20 protein-coding genes and 1 tRNA gene are annotated in these 23,185 nt (G+C 70.7%); 18 read left to right on the top strand and 3 right to left on the bottom strand.

Annotated features, from left to right (window positions below; genetic code table 11):
- The first annotated feature begins 17 nt into the window (after positions 1-17).
- From HNQ70_RS13200 to HNQ70_RS13140, 13 genes are all read left to right on the top strand, one after another.
- Positions 18-2,069, top strand: coding sequence for a UvrD-helicase domain-containing protein (locus tag HNQ70_RS13200; protein ID WP_183968341.1), 2,052 nt, complete (start codon positions 18-20; stop codon positions 2,067-2,069).
- A gap of 129 nt (positions 2,070-2,198) precedes the next feature.
- Positions 2,199-2,627, top strand: a complete 429-nt coding sequence (locus tag HNQ70_RS20415) for a type IV pilin protein (RefSeq protein WP_183968339.1) — start codon at positions 2,199-2,201, stop codon at positions 2,625-2,627.
- A 1-nt stretch (position 2,628) separates the two neighbouring features.
- On the top strand, positions 2,629-3,183 hold the full coding sequence (locus tag HNQ70_RS13190) for a GspH/FimT family pseudopilin (protein ID WP_183968337.1): 555 nt from the start codon (positions 2,629-2,631) through the stop codon (positions 3,181-3,183).
- Positions 3,168-3,884, top strand: a complete 717-nt coding sequence (locus tag HNQ70_RS13185) for a PilW family protein (RefSeq protein WP_183968335.1) — start codon at positions 3,168-3,170, stop codon at positions 3,882-3,884. The genes HNQ70_RS13190 and HNQ70_RS13185 overlap by 16 nt, the downstream gene beginning before the upstream one ends.
- Positions 3,885-3,896: 12 nt before the next feature.
- Entirely contained in the window at positions 3,897-5,225 is a 1,329-nt protein-coding gene (locus HNQ70_RS13180; protein ID WP_183968333.1) for a pilus assembly PilX family protein, read from the top strand.
- Positions 5,222-6,349 carry a prepilin-type N-terminal cleavage/methylation domain-containing protein gene (locus HNQ70_RS13175; protein WP_183968331.1) on the top strand — a complete coding sequence of 376 codons (1,128 nt, stop codon included), beginning with the start codon at positions 5,222-5,224 and terminating at the stop codon, positions 6,347-6,349. Before HNQ70_RS13180 ends, HNQ70_RS13175 begins: the two co-directional genes overlap by 4 nt.
- 139 nt (positions 6,350-6,488) lie before the next feature.
- Positions 6,489-8,099 (top strand): sigma-54 interaction domain-containing protein, encoded by a 1,611-nt coding sequence (locus HNQ70_RS13170; RefSeq protein ID WP_183968329.1) that lies wholly within the window; start codon positions 6,489-6,491, stop codon positions 8,097-8,099.
- 227 nt (positions 8,100-8,326) lie between these two features.
- Positions 8,327-9,538, top strand: coding sequence for a substrate-binding domain-containing protein (locus tag HNQ70_RS13165; RefSeq protein WP_183968328.1), 1,212 nt, complete (start codon positions 8,327-8,329; stop codon positions 9,536-9,538).
- A gap of 168 nt (positions 9,539-9,706) precedes the next feature.
- Positions 9,707-10,477 carry an ABC transporter ATP-binding protein gene (locus HNQ70_RS13160; protein WP_183968326.1) on the top strand — a complete coding sequence of 257 codons (771 nt, stop codon included), beginning with the start codon at positions 9,707-9,709 and terminating at the stop codon, positions 10,475-10,477.
- Entirely contained in the window at positions 10,474-11,220 is a 747-nt protein-coding gene (locus HNQ70_RS13155) for an ABC transporter ATP-binding protein (protein WP_183968324.1), read from the top strand. The genes HNQ70_RS13160 and HNQ70_RS13155 overlap by 4 nt, the downstream gene beginning before the upstream one ends.
- Positions 11,217-12,302 carry a branched-chain amino acid ABC transporter permease gene (locus HNQ70_RS13150; RefSeq protein ID WP_183968322.1) on the top strand — a complete coding sequence of 362 codons (1,086 nt, stop codon included), beginning with the start codon at positions 11,217-11,219 and terminating at the stop codon, positions 12,300-12,302. Before HNQ70_RS13155 ends, HNQ70_RS13150 begins: the two co-directional genes overlap by 4 nt.
- The gene (locus HNQ70_RS13145) at positions 12,299-13,381 is read left to right on the top strand and encodes a branched-chain amino acid ABC transporter permease (RefSeq protein WP_183968320.1); all 1,083 of its coding nucleotides are present in this window, start codon (positions 12,299-12,301) and stop codon (positions 13,379-13,381) included. The genes HNQ70_RS13150 and HNQ70_RS13145 overlap by 4 nt, the downstream gene beginning before the upstream one ends.
- Complete coding sequence (locus HNQ70_RS13140; RefSeq protein ID WP_183968318.1) at positions 13,378-14,241, top strand: enoyl-CoA hydratase-related protein; 864 nt, start codon at positions 13,378-13,380, stop codon at positions 14,239-14,241. Before HNQ70_RS13145 ends, HNQ70_RS13140 begins: the two co-directional genes overlap by 4 nt.
- Here the strand turns inward: HNQ70_RS13140 and HNQ70_RS13135 are convergent.
- Positions 14,214-16,145, bottom strand: coding sequence for an AfsR/SARP family transcriptional regulator (locus HNQ70_RS13135; protein ID WP_183968316.1), 1,932 nt, complete (start codon positions 16,143-16,145; stop codon positions 14,214-14,216). The two genes, HNQ70_RS13140 and HNQ70_RS13135, sit on opposite strands and share 28 nt — an antisense overlap.
- 107 nt (positions 16,146-16,252) lie before the next feature.
- Here HNQ70_RS13135 and HNQ70_RS13130 point away from each other — a divergent pair, with 107 nt between their 5' ends.
- Positions 16,253-16,687, top strand: coding sequence for an OsmC family protein (locus tag HNQ70_RS13130; RefSeq protein ID WP_183968314.1), 435 nt, complete (start codon positions 16,253-16,255; stop codon positions 16,685-16,687).
- Positions 16,688-16,808: 121 nt separating this feature from the next.
- Positions 16,809-17,000 (top strand): DUF1059 domain-containing protein, encoded by a 192-nt coding sequence (locus tag HNQ70_RS13125; protein WP_183968312.1) that lies wholly within the window; start codon positions 16,809-16,811, stop codon positions 16,998-17,000.
- Positions 17,001-17,095: 95 nt separating this feature from the next.
- Here HNQ70_RS13125 and HNQ70_RS13120 read toward each other — a convergent pair whose 3' ends face one another.
- Positions 17,096-18,232, bottom strand: coding sequence for a helix-turn-helix transcriptional regulator (locus tag HNQ70_RS13120; RefSeq protein ID WP_183968310.1), 1,137 nt, complete (start codon positions 18,230-18,232; stop codon positions 17,096-17,098).
- A gap of 180 nt (positions 18,233-18,412) precedes the next feature.
- Here HNQ70_RS13120 and HNQ70_RS13115 point away from each other — a divergent pair, with 180 nt between their 5' ends.
- Together HNQ70_RS13115 and recQ are read left to right on the top strand one after the other, a co-directional pair.
- A complete protein-coding gene (locus HNQ70_RS13115; protein WP_183968308.1) occupies positions 18,413-19,456 on the top strand; it encodes an alpha/beta fold hydrolase in 1,044 nt (347 codons plus the stop codon).
- Positions 19,457-19,568: 112 nt separating this feature from the next.
- The gene (recQ, locus tag HNQ70_RS13110; protein WP_183968306.1) at positions 19,569-21,491 is read left to right on the top strand and encodes a DNA helicase RecQ; all 1,923 of its coding nucleotides are present in this window, start codon (positions 19,569-19,571) and stop codon (positions 21,489-21,491) included.
- A 100-nt stretch (positions 21,492-21,591) separates the two neighbouring features.
- Here recQ and HNQ70_RS13105 read toward each other — a convergent pair whose 3' ends face one another.
- Positions 21,592-22,485, bottom strand: coding sequence for a c-type cytochrome (locus HNQ70_RS13105; RefSeq protein WP_183968304.1), 894 nt, complete (start codon positions 22,483-22,485; stop codon positions 21,592-21,594).
- A gap of 173 nt (positions 22,486-22,658) precedes the next feature.
- On the opposite strand from HNQ70_RS13105, the gene HNQ70_RS13100 reads away from it, so the two are divergent.
- Positions 22,659-22,734: transfer RNA gene (locus HNQ70_RS13100), tRNA-Arg, on the top strand.
- Positions 22,735-23,185: the final 451 nt, after the last annotated feature.

Genomic DNA, 23,185 nt, shown 5'->3' with positions numbered 1-23,185 from the left:
CTAGAATCCGCCCCCCGATGACCGCCACCCCCCTGAACCCTGCCCAGCGCGAAGCGATCCGCTACCTCGACGGTCCGTGCCTGGTGATCGCCGGGGCGGGCAGCGGCAAGACGCGCGTGATCACGCAGAAGATCGCGCACCTGATCGGGGCCGGAATGCGCCCGTCGTCGATCGCCGCGATCACCTTCACCAACAAGGCGGCCACCGAGATGGGCGAGCGGCTGGGCAAGCTGATCAAGCTGCCCGATGGCGAGCGTCCGCTGGTCAGCACCTTCCATTCGCTGGGCGTGCAGATGCTGCGCCGCGACTGCAAGCGCCTCGGCCTGAAGACCAGCTTCTCCATCCTCGATTCCGACGACGCGCTGGCCATCATCCAGCAGGCGCTGGCCACCACCGACCGCAAGCTGCTGCGCGCCGCGCAGTCGACGATCTCGCTGTGGAAGAACGCGATGGCCGGCCCCGACGAGGCCGCTGCGCTGGCCACCGACGAGAACGAGCGGCAGTTCGCGCGCGCCTACCGCGACTACGCAGCCACCCTCGCCGCCTACCAGGCGGTGGACTTCGACGACCTGATCCTGCTGCCGGTGAAGCTGCTGCGCGAAGAGCCCGAGGTGGCGCAGCACTGGCGCGAGCGCCTGCGCTACCTGCTGGTCGACGAGTACCAGGACACCAACGCCTGCCAGTACGAGCTGCTCAAGCTGCTCACGGGTCCGCGCCAGGCCTTCACCGCGGTGGGCGACGACGACCAGTCCATCTACGGCTGGCGCGGCGCCACGCTCGAGAACCTCAAGCGGCTCGGCGAAGACTTCCCACGCCTGAAGGTGATCAAGCTCGAGCAGAACTACCGCTCCAGCGTGACCATCCTGCAGGCCGCCAACCGGCTGATCGCGCACAACCCCAAGCTGCACGAGAAGAAGCTCTGGTCCGAGCACGGCGTGGGCGACCCGATCACCGTGGTGGTCTGCGATACCGACGAAGACGAGGCCGAGTCGGTGGCGATGCGGCTGCAGGCGCACAAGTTCGAGCGGCGCGGCAAGTTCTCCGACTACGCCATCCTCTACCGCGGCAACCACCAGGCGCGGGTCATCGAGCAGGCGCTGCGCAAGGAGAAGATCCCCTACGTGCTCTCGGGCGGACAGTCCTTCTTCGACCGCGCCGAGATCCGCGACCTGATGGGCTGGCTGCGGCTGCTGGCCAACGACGACGACGACCCGGCCTTCATCCGCGCGGTCACCACGCCCAAGCGCGGCATCGGCAACGCCACGCTGGAGGCGTTGGGGCGCTATTCGGGCCAGCGGCACGTGTCGATGTTCGCGGCGCTGTTCGAGACCGGCTTCGAGTCCCATGTGGCCGCGCGCCAGCTCGAGCCGCTGCGCACCTTTGGCGAGTTCATCAACCGGATCGGCTGGCGTGCCGCGCGCGAGCCGGCGGCGCAGGTGCTCGACGACCTGGTCGCCGCGGTGGGCTATCGCGCGCATCTGTTCGACACCCTGGACGACAAGCAGGCGGCGACCCGCTGGCAGAACGTCTGCGACTTCATCGACTGGCTGAAGAAGCGCGCGGAGGAGGACGGCGCCACGCTGCTGCAGATGGCGCAGTCGGTGGCGATCCTCTCCCAGCTGGACCGCAAGGACTCGGACGTGGACGCGGTGCGGATGACCACCATCCATGCGTCCAAGGGACTGGAGTTCCCGCACGTGTTCATCGTCGGCTGCGAGGAAGGGCTGCTGCCGCATCATGGCGGCGTCCCTGCGGCGGACGCGGACGAAGGCGCCGCGGGCCGGGACGCCGCTCGCGAGGACGCCCTGGCGGCCGCCCGCATCGAGGAGGAGCGCAGGCTGATGTACGTGGCGGTGACGCGGGCGCAGCGCAGCCTCACGCTGAGCTGGTGCCAGTCGCGCAAGCGCGGCCGCGATTCCTCCAAGCAGCGGCCCTCGCGCTTCCTCGCAGAGATGGAACTGGTCGCCGCGCCGCCGGCGACCCGCAGCGTCAGCCAGGAATCGGCACGCGCGCGGCTGGGCGCGCTGAAGGACCTGCTCGCGGCCGGGGGGCCGAAAGCCGCGCGCTGACCTGCAGGCACCAGTCAGGCACCGGTCGCCCGTTTCCTGCCGCTCATCGGCGCCCGCGTGAGGGCGGCGAATCCTTCGTGCAGTGTTCGGCCATCCGCCGAGAAGTCTCGCGGGGAAGGATCGCCGGCAATGTCACCATCGTTTCGTCGTCGCAGCCATGGCTTCACCATGATCGAGGTGGTGATCGTGCTCGCCATCGTCGCGATCCTGGCGGCGGTCGCAGTGCCGGCCTACCAGGACCAGATGCGCGCCAGCCGGCGCACCGAGGCCCGGGAGGCGCTGATGCGGATCCAGGCGGCGCAGGAGCGCTGGCGCTCGAACAACGTCTCCTACACGACCGTGATGGGCAGCGCCGGGCTGAACGTGTCCGCCTCCACCGCCAACTACACCTACGCGGTGAGCGGCGCGAGCGCCACCGGCTACACGGCCACCGCCACCGCGAGGGCCAAGCAGGCTGGCGACACCGCGTGCGCCTCATTCGGCATCCGGGTCGCCGGAGCGGTCACGACGCTGCGGCGGAACTCGGGGGACGACGATGGCACGTGCTGGCCCAAGTAGCGTGCGCCGCGCATCTGTCGGCGCCGGATTCACCCTCGTCGAGTTCCTCGTCGCGATGGCGGTGCTCGCCATCGTGTCGGTGACCGCGCTGCCCAGCTTCGAGGATTTCCGCGCCCGCCAGCGGGTGCGCGCCGCGGCGGACAATCTCTACACCGACCTGCAGTACGCGCGCTCCGAGGCGGTCCAGCGCAACGCGGTGGTGTCGGTCGATTTCGGCACCGGCACCGCGTGGTGCTACGGAATTCATCTGGGCGCGGGCGGCTGCGACTGCGCCACGGCCAACAGCTGCAACATCAAGGTCGTCTCCGGCGCGGACTACCGTGGCGTGCAGGTGTCATCGGCCGCCTTCACCGGCAGCGACACCGAGACCGGCTACCAGATCGACCCGCGCCGCGGTCAGAGCGTGGACTCCGCGAACACGCCGGTGACCGGCACGGTGCTGCTTGCAAACCAGAACTCGCAGAGCGTGCGCGCCGACGTCAATGCCATCGGCCGTGTCCGGCTCTGCTCGCCCGACGGCACCGTCCCGGGATACCCGACATGCCCGGAAGAATGATCCGTCGCCGCCTCTCGCTCCCGGTCGGGCCTCGGCGCCGCCAGCGCGGCGTCACGCTGACCGAGCTGATGATCGGCATCACCGTGGGCCTGATCGTCACCGCCGGCACCCTGGGCCTGTTCGCCGGCCAGATGCGCAGCAACCGCGACCTGCTCACCTCGGCGCGCCTGAACACCGAGGTACGCGCGAGCATGGACACCATGGTGCGCGACCTGCGCCGGGCCTCGTACTGGGGGGCCTCCGAGAGCGGCACCTGGTTCCCCGGGAACACGCTGATCGCGGCCAACCCGTTCACCGAGGTGGATGTGGGCGAAGGGCAAGTCACCTACCGCTACGACGCCGACAATGACGGCGAGCTGGACGACGGTGAAGCGTTTCGGCTGGAGCGCAATGCGGACGACGGCACCGTCGAGCTGCACACGCTGACCGCGGGTGGGGCCGTGACCAACACGGTGCCGATCACTGATCCGGACGTCACCGAAGTCACCGAACTCGAGTTCGACCTGGTGGACCGCACAGGGACCACCACCTGCCTCAACGCTGGCGCAGGCCCGGTTGCGCCGACCCCGCCGGTGATCCACATCCGGCAGGTCACCGTCGTGCTCACCATGCGGCTGCGCGCCGAGCCCGCGGTCACCCGCACGATGACCGAGGCGGTGCGCCTTCGCAACGACTGGGTCGAGGGCTCCTGCCCCACCTGAGGACTGCAGCCGATGCCCACCCGACCCACCTCATCGCGCGCCGCCCGCCAGCGCGGCGCTGCCACGCTGTTCACCACCATCATCGTCCTCGTGCTGATGACGATGATCGCCTTCTTCGCCAACCGTGGCGTGATCTTCGAGAGCAAGACCGCTGCCAACCAGTACCGGTCGACGAAGGCGATCGAGGCGGCGGACGCCGGCCTCGAGTGGGCGCTGGCCAATCTGAACACCTTCAGGCGCATCACGACCGGCTGTGCGACCAGCACGGCCAGCGGCAGCCGCACCTTCCGCGACCGCTACCTGGACCCGGACGGCGACGGCAGTTTCGCCTCGCGCCTCGGCGTCGCCACGCCGGCCACCATGGAGCCCTTCGCAACGACCGCAGCGATGTGCACCCGCTCCGGCGCCGGATGGTCCTGCAGCTGTCCGGCGGAAGGCACTCCGCCAGCGGCGGATGCCTGCACCGACCCCCAGGGCTGCCCGACCTTCCGGGTGAGCTTCTCCTCGGTCCGCGACGATGACAATCCCGCCAACCCCCAGGTGGATCCCACCCTGGTGCGCGTGACTGCGGTGGGCTGCACCGACGCCCGAGAGCCATGCGTACCGGGCGCTGGCACCGCGGACGGCACCGCCGAGGTGAACCAGGTGTTCAAGCTCGCCAGCGCGCTGGCCACCCTCCCGGCCGCAGCGATCACCGCCAAGGGCTACGTGGACTTCGGCTCGAACGCGATCACCGCGACCAACACCGACCCCGGCACCAACGGCGTCACGATCAACGCAGGCCTGGACATCACCGGCTTCATCAACGACAGCACGATCGACACCCTACCGGGCACTCCAGTGGGCGCGAGCCTGATCGGCAACGACACCTCGCTGGCGTCTCTGACCGACGACCAGATGTTCCGCACCTTCTTCGGCTCGTCCAAGGAGCAGTTCCGCGATTCGCCCGCCACCACCATCGTCAACTGCAGCGGCGTGTGCAACACCACGCTGCTCAATGCAATCGCGGGCGGCGCGCGCACCATCTGGGTCGAGGGCGACATGGTGCTCAACGCCAATGACGTCTTCGGCAGCCTCGCGCGGCCGGTGATGCTGGTGGTCAACGGCAACATCGAGGTGCGCGGCAACATGACCTTCTACGGCGTGCTGTACTGCCAGGACTCCACCTGGGACAACACGGGCGGCGGCAACGCGCAGATCATCGGTGCAGCCATCTCCGAGGGCAACTTCACCGCCACCGGCACGCCCGATCCCACCTACGACCCCCGGGTGCTGCAGAACCTGCGCCAGACCACCGGGCAATACGCGAAGGTGCCGGGCGGCTGGAGGGACTACCGATGAACCGCCGTCGACTCGCCGCTGGCTTCACCCTGCTGGAGGCGCTGATCGCGCTGCTGATCGGCGGCTTCGGGCTGCTGGCGGTCGCCCGCCTGCAGATCGGCATGCAGGGCGAGTCCGACCTCGCCAAGCAGCTCAGCGAGGCCACCTTCCTCGGCCAGCGCCGCATCGAGATGCTGCGCGCCTACCAGCAGATTCCGGCGGCGGACGCAGCCGCACTTGTCGCGGGGAGCTGGGGCTACGACAACATCCTCACCGGCAGCGAGACGATTGCGGGCGGCAACGCCAGCTACGCGGTGCGCTGGACGATCACCCCCTTCGCGTCGGCGACGCCGGCCGCCAACGACCCGCGCTTCAAGACCGCTGCGGTGAACGTCGGCTGGACCGATCGCAACGGCAATGCGCAGACCGCGTCGCTGAGCACGGTGATCTCCAGCAGCGACCCCGCGGCTGCGCTCGGGTTGTCCGTCCCGCCGGCCGGCACGCCGATCCGCCGTCCAAAGAACCGGGACCTCAACGTTCCGGTCCCCGCGATCGACCTGGGCGACGGCAGGAGCGCCTTCACTCCGCCCGGCGCGTCGGCGACGTTCCGGCTGGTCTTCGACAATGCCACCGGCATCATCACCAAGCACTGCACCGGCACTGGCACCTCGATCTCGGGCTGGGTCTGCAGCGACCTGAACGCCTACCTGGTCAGCGGGTTCATCTACGAGAACTCGTCCAACCTGACCCTGACTTCGCCGCTCGACCTCACGATGACGTTGACGCAGGGGACGCTGTATTCCTGCTACGACGACAGCGACACCGCGAAGTCCTACGCCAACTACTTCTCGTACACCTGCGTGGTGATCGGCGTGGACCATGACAGCAACCCCGCAACTCGGCCGCGCTGGAGCGGCCGGCTCGACGTGACCGGCATCCCCATCGGTACCGCCGCGGCGCAGAACCGGGTCTGCCGCTACAGCGCCGACTACGACGGCAGCGGCGCCGTGGACAACTACGAGCATCCGGCGGCCTACACGAACGTGACCGAGAGCCTGGAGAACCAGAACTTCTACCTGGTGCGCGGCACCTCCTCCTGTCCGGTCGGCAGCGGCATCGAGCTGATGGTGCAGCACCAGCCGTGACAGCGCGGGACGGAGCCGTCCAGCACCAGCCCTGATGCGGTTGGCGGCCGCGCCATGCAGGCGGGCCGCACGCGCCCGGCCGCGCGCCGCTGCCTATAATCCCGGAGCCGTCCGGCGTCATGCCGAACGGCTCCCTCCCATGTCCGACCGCCTAGAAGCCTTCCACGACAGCGACCGCATCCTGCGCCAGGCTGCGTCGACCTTCTTCGACCATCTCTCGGAGATGTGCGAGGGCATCATGATGGTCGACCGGGCCGGGCGTCTGGTCTGGATCAGCGACCGCTACGAGCGCTACCTGACCGCGCTGGGCTTCTCGAGTCCGGCGGAGGTGCTCGGCCGGCCGGTCGAGGAGGTGGTGCCGAACACTCTGATGCGCGAGGTGGTCGAGACCGGCAAGCCGATCCTGCTGGACATCATCGAGAACCACTCGGGCACCTTCGTCGTCTCGCGCTTTCCGCTGCATGACGACGACGGCGAGGTGATCGGCGCGGTGGGCCTGATCCTCTACGACCGCATCGAGTCGCTCAAGCCGCTGATGTCGCGGCTCAACCGGCTGCAGAGCGAGCTCGCGGAGGCGCGCAAGGAGCTGGCGCAGCAGCGGCGCACGCGCTACACCTTCTCCAACTTCGTCGGCAACAGCGCGCCGGTGGTGGCGGTCAAGAGCCGTGCGCGGCGGGCCGCGGCGCTCAACACCACGGTGCTGCTGCTCGGCGAGACCGGCACCGGCAAGGAGCTGCTCGCGCAGGCCATCCATTCGGCCTCGGCGCGGGCCCACGGCCCCTTCGTGGCGGTGAACGTGGCGGCGGTGCCCGAGTCGCTGCTCGAGGCGGAGTTCTTCGGGGTGGCGCCGGGCGCCTACACCGGCGCCGACCGCCGCGGCCGGGACGGCAAGCTCGCCGCGGCCGACGGCGGCACGCTGTTCCTCGACGAGATCGGCGACATGCCGCTGCCCGTGCAGGCCAAGCTGCTGCGCGCGCTGCAGGAGCGGGAGGTTGAGCCGCTGGGCGCCAACCGGGTGCAGTCGGTGGACGTGCGGGTGATCGCCGCCACCAGCGTCGACCTCGAGGGGCATGTGGCGCAAGGGCGATTCCGCGCGGACCTCTACTACCGGCTCAACGTGCTGCCGATCCGGCTGCCGCCGCTGCGCGACCGGCGCGAGGATCTCGGCCTGCTATGCGAGCACCTGCTCGAGGAGATCGCGCTGGAGCACGGCACCCTGCCGAAGGAGATCGACCCGGAAGCGCTGGCGCTGCTCGCGGCCCGCGACTGGCCGGGCAACATCCGCGAGCTGCGCAACGCGCTCGAGCAGGCCTGCTCGGTCTGGGACGGGCTGCGGCTGACCGCCGAGGCGCTCGGCGTCTACGATGGGCTGGCGCAGCGGGAGACGGCGGCGGGCAGCGAGGAGTCCCCTGTCGCGGCCGGGGTGGGCGGGGTGCTCCGTCCAGCAGCGGCGGCGGGCCCTGCCGCCGTGGCCTCGGCGGCAGGGAGAGCCTCTCCGGCGCCGGAGGATGCGCCGGTCGATCCGGTCGAACCGGTCCTGTCGCTGCAGCCGACCGGCCCGGGTGCCGACGCGGAGTGGGCAGGAACCCTGCCCGAACGGATCGCCCGGATGGAACGCGAGGCGATCCGCGAGGCGCTCGTTGCCACCGGCGGAAACCGGCTGCAGGCCGCGCGGATGCTCGGCATCGCTCGCGCCACCCTCTATCAGAAGCTCGCCGAGCATCCCGATCTGACTGTTTCCTGGACATAGCGCTGTAGTTCAGCGCCGCGAATGTCCGGAAAACGGACGGTTGAAGTGTCCGTAATCCGGACACATCCATCGCCAAACCTCTGACGCGCAGTCCCGAGCTCTTAAGAACTGCGGTTCTGTCCGGTTCCAGGGCATGAACCTCCGGGTTATCCCGGAGCACTCCCTCCCCTGGCACGTCGCTTGCACCTTGAGGGCACCCGCAAGGAGCTTCGGAGGAGGAGCACGTCATGAAAAGTACGAACAACAAGCTGCGCCGCGGTCTGCTGGCCGCAGGGGCCCTGACCCTCGCTGCAACGGCGGCGCCCGCGCTCGCCCAGGGCAAGGGGGGCGACATCAAGGTGGCGCTGGTCTATTCCAAGACCGGTTTCCTGGAGTCTTACGGCAAGCAGACCCAGGTCGGCGTGCAGATGGGTCTCGAGTACGCGACCGGCGGCACGATGATGGTCAACGGCCGCAAGATCGTCCTCATCGAGAAGGACGACCAGGGCAAGCCCGACGTCGGCAAGTCGCAGCTCACCGCCGCGTTCGCCGACGACAAGGCCGACCTTGCGATCGGGCCGGTCTCGTCGGGCGTCGCGCTGGCCATGCTGCCGGTGGCCGAGGAGTACAAGAAGGTGCTGATCGTCGAGCCGGCAGTGGCCGATTCGATCACCGGCGACAAGTGGAACCGCTACGTGTTCCGCACCGGCCGCAACTCCTCGCATGACGCCGCCTCGAGCGCCGTCGCGCTGGACAAGGAGGGCGTCACGATCGCCACGCTGGCCCAGGACTATGCGTTCGGCCGCGACTTCGTGAAGGCCTTCAAGGACCAGCTGAAGAAGGCCAAGGTGGTCCACGAGGAGTACCTGCCGGTCAACACCACCGACTTCACCGCGGGCGCGCAGCGGCTGTTCGACGCGCTCAAGGACAAGCCGGGCCGCAAGGTCATCTTCGTGAACTGGGCCGGCGCGGGCAACCCGTTCAAGATCGCCGAACTCGACCCCAAGCGCTACGGCATCGAACTGGCCAGCGGCGGCAACGTCTTCGCCGGCCTCACCGCGTACAAGGTTGCGCCCGGCATGGAAGGGGCCGCCACCTACTACTACTCGATGCACAAGAACCCGGTGAACAACTGGCTGATCACCGAGCACTACAAGCGCTTCAAGTCGCCGCCGGACATGTTCACCGGCACGGGGATGGCGGCGGGAATCGCTGCGGTGGAGGCGCTGAAGAAGACCGGCGGCGACACCAGTTCCAACAAGCTGATCAAGGCCATGGAAGGCATGAGCTTCGAGACGCCGAAGGGCGCGATGACCTTCCGCCCGGAGGACCACCAGGCGATGCAGTCGATGTACCACTTCCGGATCAAGCTGGATCCGGCGTTCAGCTGGGGGGTGCCGGAGCTGGTGCGGGAGATCAAGGCGGATGAGATGAACATCCCGATCCGGAACAAGCGCTGAGTCTGGTTTGACGCTGCGGCCCCGCTGCTCGGGGCTTGCGCGTCCACCTCGGAAGTCCTCACCCGCTCCGCACGCGCTCCGACGCGGGCGGGACGGGCCCGAGGATTTCCATTCGTCAGCCCCGACACGCTGCACGGCAGCGCTAGCCGCGGACAGTTCATTCGAATCATGACCCAGCCAGCCCTCGAAACCCGCGACCTCACCATCCGCTTCGGCGGGCACGTGGCGGTCGACTCGGTGTCCTGCGCCTTCCATCCGGGCACGCTGACGGCGATCGTCGGGCCCAACGGGGCGGGGAAGACCACCTACTTCAACCTGATCTCGGGGCAGCTGCGGGCGAGCGCCGGCCGCGTGTTCGTGTACGGCGATGACGTCACCGCGCTGCCGGCGCCGGGCCGCACGCGCCGCGGGCTTGGGCGGGCCTTCCAGCTCACCAACCTGTTCCCCAACCTGACGGTGCTGGAGAACGTGCGGCTCGCGATCCAGGCGCGGCGCGGGCTGGGGCTGAACCTGTGGTCGGTGTGGTCCAGCCACCGCGAGCTGATCGGCGAGGCCGAGGCGGTGCTCGAGCGGATCGCGCTCACCGCAAAGCGCGATGCGCTTGCGAGCAGCCTGCCGCACGGCGACCAGCGCAAGCTCGAGGTCGGCATCCTGCTGGCGATCGAGCCGGAGGTGTTCATGTTCGACGAGCCCACCGCGGGAATGAGCGTGGACGAGGTGCCGGTCATCCTCGACCTGATCCGCGAGATCAAGCGCGACCGCAGCAAGACCATCCTGCTCGTCGAGCACAAGATGGACGTGGTGCGCGAGCTCTCGGACCGGATCATCGTGCTGCACAACGGGCGGCTGGCCGCCGACGGGCCGCCCGCCGAGGTGATCGCGTCGCCGGTGGTCCAGCAGGCCTATCTCGGCATCGAACCCGCAGAGGTTTCGCGATGAGTGCGGCAGGCGGCCACGCGCTGCGGCTCGCAGGCGTGCATACCCACATCGGCGCCTATCACATCCTGCACGGCGTCGACCTCGAAGTGCCTGCGGGCGGCACCACGCTGCTGCTGGGTCGCAACGGCGCGGGGAAGACCACCACGCTGCGCACGATCATGGGCCTGTGGAAGGCCTCGGCGGGCAGCATCTCGTTCGGCGCGGCAGACCTCGTCGGCCGCTCCACGCCGGAAATCGCGCGGCTGGGCCTGGCCTGCGTGCCCGAGAACATGGGCATTTTCGCGGACCTCACGGTGCGCGAGAACATGGTGCTGGCGGCGCGTTCCGCGCGCAGCGCGGACCACATCGATGCCGAGCGCCTGCGCTGGATCTTCGACCTCTTCCCGCCGATGAAGCGCTTCTGGAACCATCCTGCAGGCCTGCTGTCCGGCGGCCAGAAGCAGATGCTCGCGGTGTCGCGCGCCATCGTCGAGCCGCGGGCCCTCATCCTGGTCGACGAGCCGAGCAAGGGGCTCGCCCCGTCGATCATCCAGAACATGATTTCGGCCTTCCGGCAGCTGAAGGCGGCCGGCGTCACCATCCTGCTGGTCGAGCAGAACTTCGCCTTCGCCCGCCAGCTCGGCGACACCGTGGCCGTGATGGACGACGGCCGTGTCGTGCACCGTGGCTCGATGGCCGAGCTTGCCGGAGACGAGGCGCTGCAGCAGCGCCTGCTCGGCCTGTCCCTGGGAGCGCACCAATGACCCCTCCGGTCCAGATCGGTGCCGCAGCCGCCGCCGCCTCTGCAGCATCGTCGGGCGCATCGTCGGGCGCATCGACCGCGCCCGACGAGGCCGGCATCCCCAAGGCGCCGCCGCGCGACTACCTGCCCCTGCTGCTGGTGCCGCTGGTCGCGCTGCTGGCGCTGCCGCTGGTGGGTTCGCCCTCCACCTGGGTCACGCTCACGGTGGCCGGGCTGGCGATGGGGCTGATCGTGTTCATCATCGCCTCCGGCCTCACGCTGGTGTTCGGCCTGATGGACGTGCTGAACTTCGGCCACGGGGTCTTCATCGCGCTCGGCGCCTTCGTCGCGACCAGCGTGCTCGCGCCGATGGCGGGGCTGACCGAGAACCCGTCGATGGCGGTCAACCTGGTCGCGGTGTTCGCGGCGATGGTGGTTGCGATGGCCGTGGCCGGCGCGGTCGGCTACGCGTTCGAGCGGCTGATCGTCAAGCCGGTGTACGGCCAGCACCTGAAGCAGATCCTGATCACGATGGGCGGGATGATCATCGGCGAGGAGCTGATCAAGGCCGTCTGGGGGCCGGACCAGATTCCGCTGCCGCTGCCGCAGGGGCTCAAGGGCGCATGGTTCTTCGGTGACGCCGCGATCGAGAAGTACCGGGTGATCGCGGTGGTGGTGGGGCTGGTGGTGTTCGCCGCGATGCTCTGGGTGCTCGCGCGCACCAAGGTGGGACTGCTGATCCGGGCCGGCGTGCAGGACCGCGAGATGGTCGAGAGCCTGGGCTACCGGATCCACCGCCTGTTCATCGGCGTCTTCGTCGCGGGTTCCGCGCTGGCGGGCCTGGGCGGCGTGATGTGGGGCCTCTACCAGCAGGGCGTGGTTCCGCAGATGGGCGCGCAGGTGAACGTGCTGATCTTCATCGTGATCATCATCGGCGGCCTGGGCTCCACCACCGGCTGCTTCCTGGGCGCGCTCCTGGTGGGCCTGATGGCCAACTACACCGGCTTCCTGGCGCCCAAGGTGGCGCTCTTCTCCAACATCCTGCTGATGGTGATGGTGCTCCTGTGGCGCCCGCAGGGCCTCTATCCGGTGGCACGGCGATGATCGCGCGACTGCTTTCCTCCGACCTGCCGCGCAGCCGCTGGGTGGCGGCGATGCTGCTCGGCGTGCTGCTGGTGCTGGCGCTCGGGCCTTTCGTTCTGCCGGGCACCAAGGCGGTGAGCGTCGCCGCCAAGATCATGGTGTTCATCCTGCTGGTGGCCAGCTTCGACCTGCTGCTCGGCTACACCGGCATCGTGTCCTTCGCGCACACCATGTTCTTCGGCATCGGCGCCTACGGCGTGGCCATCGCCTGCACCCGCATCGGCGCGAGCTGGAGCGCGCTGGGCATCGGCATCCTGGCGGCGCTGGCGGTCTCGGCGCTGCTCGCGCTGGTGATCGGCCTGTTCAGCCTGAGGGTGAGGGCGATCTTCTTCGCGATGATCACCCTCGCGGTCGCCACCGCCTTCCAGACGCTGGCCTCGCAGCTGTCGGAGTTCACCGGCGGCGAGGACGGCCTGAGCTTCCGGCTGCCCGAGGCGCTGCAGCCGTCGTTCTCGCTTGCGGACGAGCCCTTCCTGGGCGTGGACCTGGACGGCCGCTTCCTCTCCTACTACCTGCTGTTCTTCTCGGTGCTGGTGCTGTTCCTGCTGCTGCTGCGGGTGGTCAACTCGCCCTTCGGACGCGTGCTGCAGGCGATCCGCGAGAACGACTTCCGCGCCGAAGCCCTCGGCTACCGCACGGTGGTCTATCGGACGCTGTCCAGCGTGATCTCCGCGCTGTTCGCGACGATGGCCGGCGCGCTGCTGGCGATCTGGCTGCGCTACAACGGGCCGGACACCTCGCTGTCCTTCGAGATCATGATCGACATCCTGCTGATCGTCGTGATCGGCGGCATGGGCACCATGTACGGCGCGGTGATCGGCGCTGCGCTCTTCGTCGTCGCCCAGAACTACCTGCAGGATCTGATGGCGCTGGCCTCCGGCGCCACCGAGGGCATTCCTGTGGTCTCGGTGCTGCTCTCGCCGGAGCGCTGGCTGCTGTGGCTGGGCGTGCTGTTCGTGCTGTCGGTCTATCACTTCCCCACCGGCATCGTGGGCCGCCTCAGGCTGGCCGCCTTCCAGCGCCGCACGGGGGCGAAGTGAGCGCGCCCATCCGCCGTCCGAACCGGGATCCCGCGCTGGAACGCGCGGTCCCGGCGGCTGGCGGGGCGCCCCTGGTGCGGCTCGCCGCAGCATCCGGCGTGGCCACGGTGACGCTGGCACGCGCGCCGATGCACAACGCGCTGGTGCCGGAGATGCTGCTCGATCTCTGCGTGGCGCTGGAGACCGCCGGCAGGCGCGAAGACGTGCGCTGCGTGCTGCTGCAGGCCGAGGGCGAAGACTTCTCCATCGGGCCCGACCTGCGGCGGCTGGCGCGCGAGATGCGCGGCCCCGGACTGCAGGCCTACGCGGCCGAGCTCGCGGGGCTGCTGAACCAGGCGATGCTCACGCTGATGCGGCTGACCCAGCCGGTGCTCGCGCGCGTGCACGGCCGGGTCGAGGGCCTTGCGCTCGGGCTGGTGCTCGCTGCCGACGTCGTGATCGCCACGGAAGATGCGCGCTTCACCGCCGGACAAGCGGGCGCAGGCCTTGCGCCCGGCGGCGGCTGGACCGCGCTGCTGCCCAGGCTTGCCGGCGCGCGCCGCGCCGGGGCCGGCCTGCTGCTCGAGCGGGAGATCGTCGCCGGCGAGGCCCGCGACTGGGGCATCGTCACCGAGCTGGCGCCGGCCGTCGACCTGCGGGTCCACGCGGCCGCCGCCGCCGCGCGCATCGCGCAGGCGTCGCCGGCCGCGATGCGCAAGGCCAAGCGCACGCTGCTCGGCGACCTCGCCGACGCCGAGGCGGCGCTCGAGGCCGAGCGGCTGCAGTTCATCGAGGCCACCTGCGAGGCCGAGACGCGCGAGCGGGTGGAGCGTTTCCTGCGGTCGAACCCGGCCTATCCGGACGACGGCACGCCGGCCTGAGCCTGGCCCGCATGGGCCAGGGCCAGCGGCGACTCGAACTGGCAGTACACCTTGCCCTCGGGCAGGGGCAGATGGCTGCGCACACAGTTGCCAGGGTCGCCGGGCGCGTGCGGCGGGGCCCGGCGCACGCGGCCCGGGTGGTCAAGCAGCGCCTGTACCGCGCCGGCCGCATCGACATCGCCGGTGAAATCGCACCACACGAGGGCTTCCCGAAGCGCAGCGATGCCTTCGGAGCGCTCGCCGCGCTCGAAGTGGATCGCCGCGAGCCCGACCAGGTCGTGCGGGAGCCCATGCGCGTAATTGATCGCGCGGTCGATCGCCACGGCCCGGCGCATGAAGCCGAGCGCGTCGTCCAGCGCGCCGTCTTCGAGGCACAGCCCGGCGAGCGCCTGCAGCGCGCGCGACTGCATGGTGCGCTCCTCGTGCCGCTCGCTGAGTTCGAGCGCCGTCTCGTAGCTGCGCCGGGCCTGGCGCGTCTCGCCCAGCTGCCGCAGGGCGGCGGCCTCGCCGAAGCGCGTGAGGATCTCGCCGATGTGGTTGCGCGCCGCCCAGTGCAGCGGCAGGGCCTCGCGGAAGAGGGTCAGCGCGTGTCGCGGGCTGCCGAGCGATCGATGGATTTCGCCCAGGTTGTGAAGTGCGCTGGCCTCGCCCGCGACGTCGCCCAGCGCCCGGTGCGCGGCGAGTGCCTCGCGTGCGTGATGCAGCGCATCCGCGTGCTCGCCGGCGCGCCAGGCGACGAAGCCGAGCTCGCGCAGCGCCTCCGCCTGCCCGGGGCGGTCGCCGATCGTCTGGAACAGCGCCAGCGCCTCTTCGGCCGCGCCCCGGGCCGAGGAGGTCGCCTCGTTCGCTCCGTCCGTCTCGTCCGTCCCGGGCGCGTCGTCCGCCAGCGCCAGCGCGCCCGCCTTGCGCAGCAGCAGCGCAGCGAGCAGTCCCCGGTCCGGCAGCGCCCGGGCGATGGCCTCGGCCCCGTCGATCGCCGCGCGCTGCTCGGCGCGCCGGCCCAGCCTCTCCAGCATCGCCTCCTGGCGCAGCATCAGCTCGCAGATCCGCTGCGGGTTGGCCGGCTGGCGCCCGCGCAGGCTCGCCAGAGCGCGCTGCAGCAGTTCCAGCGCGTGGCCGAACGCATTCACGCGCTCCGCGGCCTGGGCGGCAGAGACCAGCGAGTCGACAGCTGCCGCGTCGCCGGGGGCGCTCGGGGCACGGTGGGCGGGGCCGTGGGCGGAGGCGGAGGCGGAGGCGGAGGCGGAGGCGGAGGCGGAGGCGGAGGCGGAGGCGGATGCGGAGGCGTCGGGCTGGCCGGTCGCCGCGAGGATCCGCCTCAGGTGGCCGCTCGCCGCCTCGCTCTCCGGCTCGAACTCGCGCAGCCGCTCGGCGTAGTCGAGTGCCGCCGCCCAGTCGCGCGCCGTCATCCGGTCCAGCGCCAGCCGCTCCAGGTTCTGCATCGCCAGCGCGTGCAGCCGCGACCGCGTCGCGGCGAGCCACTCCTCGTACATCTTGCAGCCGGGGAGGGTGCGGCCGTCGAGCAGCGGCGCGCGGTAGACCTCGGCGGCGCTCCGCCAACACTGCGGGTCGGCGGAGCGCACTGCCGACGAGAACCGATGCAGGTCCACGTCGAGCGCCTGGCCGGCGTCGAAGCGGACGGTGTCGGCGTCCGCGATCAGGCATGGCCTCAGGCGGCCGTCGGCGCAGCTCCGCAGAGAGTGCAAGGCCTGTCGAAGGCTGTGCATCGCCGACGCCTCCGGGTATGGTTCCCAGGCCAGCGCAGCGAGGCGCGCGCGCAGGTTCGGCCGCCCTGGCTCGGCGCAGAGGAAGGCCAGCAGCGCCATCGCCCTCGCCGAGTGCAGGTGGACCGGCGTCCCGTCGAGTGCGAGCTCGCCGGGGCCGAAGAGGCGCAGGGTCAGCATGATCGGAGCGCGTGCACCGGGCCGTGACGATCATGTGACGGTGCCGTGAGATCACCGGCCTTGTCAACGAAGCGGCGCCGCAGCCGCGCATCGCGGGAGGAACCGAAATGAGCACGACCCTGGCCACAGCGTCCGCTGGAAGCCGGCTATCCAACGAGCCCGGCCGCGCGCTGCTTGCGATGCGCGGCCAGCACCTGGTGACCGATTCGCCGCCGCCGCTGGGCGGCCCCAACGAGGCGCCGAATCCGGTGGAGCTGCTGCTCGCCGCGCTGGCGGCCTGCGCCACCTTCGTCTGCGAGCGCGCCGCCGCCGAGATGGGCATCGCGCTCGCCGGAGTCTCGGTGACCGCGGCGGGCGACTTCGACCCGCGCGGCGTCTGCGGCGAGCCCTTCGACCCGCGCTTCCAGGCGATCCGCCTGCGGCTCGCGCTCGATGGTGTCGACGCGGCGCAGGCCGACGCGTTGCTGCACGCGCTGCGCACCCGCTGCCCCGTCTACACGACGCTCGCTCGGGCCACCGGGATCGAGGTGTCGCTGGCCTGATCCCGCGTCGTGACGCGGCCGTGACGCACCGCGCCTCCAATGGACCACCGGGACGCGTCCTTGTGCGCCGACGAGGCGCGGGCCGCGGATCCCGGCAATGCATGTGCAAGGGAGGCAGATCATGTACGAGCTCTGGTGCAGGGAAGTTGGCTTCGACTGCGGTGGCGTGGTCCGCGGCGCTACGGTGGAGGCGGTGCTCAAGCAGGCGGCGTCGCACGCCAGCGAGGTCCACGGTACGCAGGTCACGCCCGAACTGGCTGAAAAGGTGAGGAAGCTGATCCGCGAGCAGCAATCAGCGCCTGGAGGGGCGTGAAGTTCTTCGGCCCGGCCCGGCCCGGCCATGCCGCGCCGGGTCGGGTCGGGTCGAAGCCGCGATCCAGGGCTGCAATGGCCCAGGTCTGAAATGGATCAGGGCTGCAGCGGCTGCATCGACGCCAGCACGCGCACCAGTTGCGACTGCCGGTCGACCCCGGTCTTCACCAGGATCGACTTGATGTGCGTGCGCACCGTCTCCACCGAACGGCCGGTTTCGGCGGCGATCTCCGCGACGCCCTGGCCGCGGGCCAGCCGCACCGCCACCTTGGCCTCTGCCGGGGTGAGCCGGAACATCTCGCCGACCACCAGGGGGTCGAGCCGGTCGTGCTCGTCGGTGTCATGGAACACGAGCAGGGCCGCCGGCGGATGGGCGAACGCGTCGGTCACCGAGGGCGGGATCAGCGCCGACACGTAGACGCCGACCGGTCCGCCGCCCGCGCGGCGAAGCCGCAGGAAGCGCCGGCTCTGCGCGCCCTCGAGCGGCTTGCCGCCGGGCAGGTCGAGCGCCTGGACGGCGATCGTGAGCTCTGCGTCGTCGCGCGGGTGGACGCAGCCCAGCAAGCCCCAGCGGTCGACCACGTAGTCGCCCGACTGCAGCGCGCGCGCGGCGGCCCGGTTGCGGTACAGGATGCCGCGCATCGCATCGACCAGCACGACCGGATAGGCGATGCCGTCGAGCATCTGTGCCGCCACCGCCTGCTCGAGGCGGACGGCGCGCAGGTGGCGGTAGACGGCCATCGACTCGACGAGGTGGCCGCGCAGGCGCTCGAGCCAGTCGAACGCGCGCGGCTGCAGCGGCGCCTCGCCGTGGTGCACGCCGAACAGCACCACCAGATGCTCGTCGTCGGCGATCTTGGTGCCGCTGCGATAGCGGCCGCAGTTCGGGATCAGGTATTCCTGCCAGAAGGGATCGGCGGCGACGCGCGCATTGTCGAAGCGCTCGTGGAAGTGCATCCAGGCATTGCCGTCGGAGTTGGCCAGCAGCTGCAGGCCGGGATCGAGGCGGTGCCAGCGCCGGAGGTAGTCCAGGTGCGCCTCGGGCGCTGTGCCGCTGCCGCAGTGGCTGAACAGGATGCCGCCGGTGTGGCGGTCCAGGCCAAGCAGCTGCACCGAGCGCGCCTGCACGCTTCCGCCGAGCTCGTCGAGCGCGAGCTGCCAGGGCGAGCGCCCTGCAGCGGCGCTATAGATGCTCCGCACCGCTCGATCGAGTCTGGCCGCATCGTCCGTCATCGCATGAGTATCCTCGGGGGTCCGGCGTCCATCAATCGCCCGGAACAGGGGGGCGCATCCCCCATGTGGGTGATGCGCAGCGCTGGCGCGGCGTCCAGAATCGGAATGTCCACGCCCACGCCGCCGGCTGCGTGGCGTCCCGCGGGGCGGCGCTGTGCCGTGCCTCCCAGGAGAACCCAAATGCATGCCGCATCGATCCATCGCGTGGCCGACGCCGGCCCGGGCGTCGTGTGCCTGCACGCGAACCCCGGCACCGGCGCCCAATGGCAGACGCTCTCGGATCGGCTCCTTCCAGACTGGCGGGTCGTCATTCCCGCCGCCTACGGCCCTACTCGTGTCCCGTTCGCCTCGACGGCGCAGGCACCAACGCTCGCCCAGGAGATCGAGGCCCTGGCGCCGGTCTTCGACGCCGCCGGAGAACGTTTCCACCTCGTCGGGCATTCCTGGGGCGGGGCGCTTGCGCTGCGGGCGGCGCTTGCCTACCCGGACCGGGTCGAATCGGTGGCGGTGTACGAGCCGGCGCTCTTCGGGCTCGCGCGTGAGGCCGACCCCGACAGTCCCGACCTCGAGGCTCTCGCCGACCTCGTGCACGGCGGTGCACAGGCGGTGGCGCGAGGCGATCACGAGGGCGCCGCTCGAAGTTTCATCGATTTCTGGACGAACCCAGGCGCCTTCGACGCGATGCCGCCCCCACGGCGCGCGCAGATCCTTGGAACGATCGAATGCATCGGCTCGTGGTGGCGGGTGCTGAGCGAGGATCCCACGCCGCTGTCGGCGTTCGCGGGGCTGAGCGTGCCCGTTCTCGTCATGACCGGACGGGACACGCGGGCCGCCGCGCGCTGCGTCGCGGAGGCACTGGTCTCGGCAGTGCCCGGTGCACAGGTGGTCCGCTTCGACGGTCTTGGTCACATGGGGCCGCTCACCCATCCCGAGCGTGTGCTCGCGGTGATCGAGGGCTTCCTGTCGACCCGTCGAAGCACGGGGCAGGTTCCGAAGTCCACGCGCCGCGCGGCCGGCCAGGCGGAGCGCAGCGAGCTGTCCGACCCTGGCGAGCTGTCGCTGGTGGCGCGCTGGGCGCTCGATGCCGCGTCGGCAGACGACGGTCGCCTCTTGCGGCCTGGCGTGCGCGGCGCCGGGGGCGGCGTGCGGGCGCCCGCGCTGCTGCGGCCCTCGTCGGATCCTGAAGCTCGCGAGGGGCAGGTCTTCGACTGGCCTCCGGTCTGAGCGACTGCGACGGGGTCGATCGCAACCGATCGCATCCGATCGACCGATTGCAGCCGAGCGCATCCGACCGGTTGATCGGCGTCTGCCGCCGCCGCTGGTACCCTCCGGGGTCATGATCGACGAAACCCTCCTCGGCCCGGTGGCCGCGTCCCGCGCCGTCGGCGCGCAAGCCTCGGCGCCCGCCGGCGACACCGCTGCGTCGGCGCTGCTGCGCGAGGTCTTCGGCCATCCCGCATTCCGCGGGGCACAGGCCGAGATCGTCCGCCAGGTTGCCGAGGGCGGCGATGCGCTGGTGCTGATGCCCACGGGCGGGGGCAAGTCGCTGTGCTATCAGCTGCCGGCGCTGCTGCGCAGGCGGGCGGGGTCGGGCCCGGCCATCGTGGTCTCGCCGCTGATCGCGCTGATGCAGGACCAGGTCGCGGCGCTGCGCCAGCTCGGCGTGCGCGCCGCCTTCCTGAATTCCTCGCTGGACGCTCGCGCTGCGCGCGACACGGAGCGCGCGTTTCTCGACGGCGCGCTGGACCTGCTCTACGTGGCGCCGGAGCGTCTCGCCAGCGACGGCTTCCTGGCCCTGCTCGACCGCATGTGCGCCGAGCCCGCGGGCATCGCGCTGTTCGCCATCGACGAGGCGCATTGCGTGTCCCAATGGGGTCACGATTTCCGCCCCGAATACCTGCAGCTGTCGCTGCTGCACGAGCGCTACCCGCAGGTGCCGCGAATCGCGCTCACCGCCACCGCCGATCCCCAGACCCGCCAGGAGATCGTCGAGCGCCTGGCGCTGCAGGACGCCCGGGTGTTCGTGTCGAGTTTCGACCGCCCGAACATCCGCTACGTCATCGTCGACAAGACCGAACCGCGCCAGCAGCTGCTGCGATTCATCCGCGACGAGCATCCTGGCGACGCCGGCATCGTCTACTGCCTGTCGCGCCGCAAGGTCGACGAGACCGCGCAGTGGCTGGAAGCCCATGGGATCCAGGCGCTGCCCTACCATGCCGGCATGGATGCGGCCACGCGTTCGGCGCACCAGGCGCGCTTCCAGCGCGACGAGGGCATCGTCGTGGTGGCCACCATTGCCTTCGGCATGGGCATCGACAAGCCGGACGTGCGCTTCGTCGCCCACCTCGACCTGCCCAAGAGCGTCGAGGGCTATTACCAGGAGACCGGGCGGGCGGGCCGTGACGGCCAGCCCGCCGATGCCTGGATGACCTACGGCCTTGCGGACGTCGTCCAGCAGCGCCGGCTGATCGACCTCTCGGAAGCCGACGAAAGCTTCAAGCGGGTGGCCAGCGCCAAGCTCGACGCGCTGCTCGGCCTGGCCGAGACCGCCGGTTGCCGCCGTGTGCGCCTGCTTTCCTATTTCGGCGAGGCCAGCGGCCCGTGCGGCAACTGCGACAACTGCCTGGTGCCGCCGGAAACCTGGGACGCCACCGAGGCCGCGCGCAAGGCGCTTTCGGCCATCTACCGCACCGGCCAGCGTTTTGGCGCGGTGCACCTGGTGGACGTCCTTCGCGGCAAGGCTGGCGAGCGCATCGAGCGCTGGGGCCATGACCGGCTCTCGGTCTTCGGCATCGGCGGCGACCTCGACGACTTCGCGTGGCGGGGCGTGTTCCGCCAGCTCATCGCACTTGGACTGGTGCAGGTGGACCACGATGCCCACGGTGCGCTGCGCCTCACCGAGGCCAGCCGCCCGGTGCTACGCGGCGAGCAGACGGTCTGGATGCGCCGCAGCGTGAAGCGGCCCGCCGGCGGGCGCAAGACCTCTGGCCGCGGCAGGCGGGGGGCGGATGACGCCGATGGCGGCGCGCCGGTTGCGCCGGCCGATGCCGGGCTGCTGGGTCGGCTGAAGGCCTGGCGGCTGGCGCAGTCCCGCGAGCAGGCGGTGCCGGCCTACGTGATCCTGCACGACAGCACCCTGGCTGCGATCGCCGCGGCGCGCCCGGGCTCGATCGCTGCGCTCGGCGAGATCCCCGGGATCGGCGCGACGAAGCTCGAACGCTACGGCGATAGCCTGCTCCGACTGCTCGCCGAAGACTGAACCTGCGGCGCGCCGCCGCAGCGGCGCAACGGCGCAAGGGAAAAAGACAACGGCCCCGGGGCGTGCGCCGCGGGGCCGTCGGTGCTCGGGCGAAGTGGGCTTACTTCGCAGCCGCCACCATGTACTCGACCGCCGCCTTCAGCTCTTCGTCCGAGGCGGTGGAGGCGCCGCGCGGCGGCATCGCGCCCTTGCCCTTGAGGGTGGTGTTCATCATGGCCTCCATGCCAGTGGCGATCCGCGGCGCCCAGGCGGCCTTGTCGCCGAACTTCGGCGCGCCAGCTACGCCGGAGCTGTGGCAGGCCACGCAGGCCGTCTCGTACAGCTTCTTGCCGGCGTCGCCCGCAGAGGCGGCAGGCGCTGCTGCGGCAGCCGGTGCGGCGGCGGCAACGGCAGCCGCCGCCGCCGCGGGGGCAGCCGCAGCAGGCGCGGCTGCCGGGGCGGACTCGGCGGCCGGAGCCGCTGCAGCCGGGGCTGCGTCGGCGGCGGCTGCGGGCGCGTCGCCGGCGGGCGCCTTCGGCTCGTCGAAGCTGGCGCCGCCCTTGTTGGCGATGAAGACCACCGCGCGGCCGATCTCGAGGTCGTCGAACTGGCCACCGCCCTGGGGTGCCATCGCGCCCTTGCCTTTGAGCGCCGAAGTAAGCAGAGCGTCGTAGCCGGTCTTGATGCGCGCGGCCCAGGCGCCCGAATCGCCGAGCTTGGGGGCGCCGGCGGCGCCGCTGTCGTGGCACGCGGAACACTGCGCCTTGTAGACCGCATCCCCGGCGGCGAGCACCTTGGGCCCGCTGGCGCCCTTGAGCTCGAAGCGGGCGACCGGCTGGATGCGCGCCTCGATCGCCTCCGGCGTCATCGTCGACGCGCCCGCGCCCATGCGGGAGCCGGCGCTGACGAACTTGACCAGCAGCACGATGATGAGGATGGGCACGACGAACGCGAGGATCACGACCGTGATCAGCTGCTTCGGTGTCTTGATGAATGCCTGGTGCTCTTCGCTCATGCCGGTTTCCTGATGGGCTGGTGTCGATGGCCGCCACGACCGCGGAAGGCGCATCACGCCTGTCCGCCGGCCCCGGCCGAACGGTTCAAAGCTCACAATTGTATCGGCTTAGCGCCGATTCATCGAGCAATCGCGGCGCGATGGCCGCGCGACTGATAGAATCAGGCTTCTGCGCGCCCGTAGCTCAGTGGATAGAGTACTGGCCTCCGAAGCCAGGGGTCGCTGGTTCGATCCCAGCCGGGCGCGCCACCCCTTCGCGGGTGGTCCGGATTTCGCCGGGCTTCCCATTCTGCGGCCAGCGCCGAGGCGCGCCGCACTTCGCGGGCAGCTGCCCGCAACCGACGGTCTGGTACGCCAGGCCGTCGCGTTCGACGAGTCCGAGCCAGCCCCGATGCCCGCCGCCTTCACCGCCCGGTCCACGCCTACGCATGCTCCGCATGCGGCGGTGGCCTGCGCGCTCGTGAAGCGGGGCTCCCCATCGCGCTGCCCCGTGCCGGCAGCGCTCGAGACCTTCGGGTTCCCCGCCGTGCCCTCCCTGGCCGTGCGGGGGCCCCAGGACAGGCACACCCAGTCCTGATCTCCCCGCACGGCACCTTGCCCGGAGGCGCGCCTGCGCGCTTCCGATCAACGTGCATGCCGGGAGTCTCTCCGCCGCCGTCGGTCCCGCCAGGGATCGGCTGACGCGCAGCGCGCCTTCCGG

Source organism: Quisquiliibacterium transsilvanicum (genome assembly GCF_014202215.1).
GTDB classification, from domain to species: domain Bacteria; phylum Pseudomonadota; class Gammaproteobacteria; order Burkholderiales; family Burkholderiaceae_E; genus Quisquiliibacterium; species Quisquiliibacterium transsilvanicum.
Note: the sequence above shows the minus strand (reverse complement) of the source record. Positions and strands in the feature narration are given on the sequence as shown.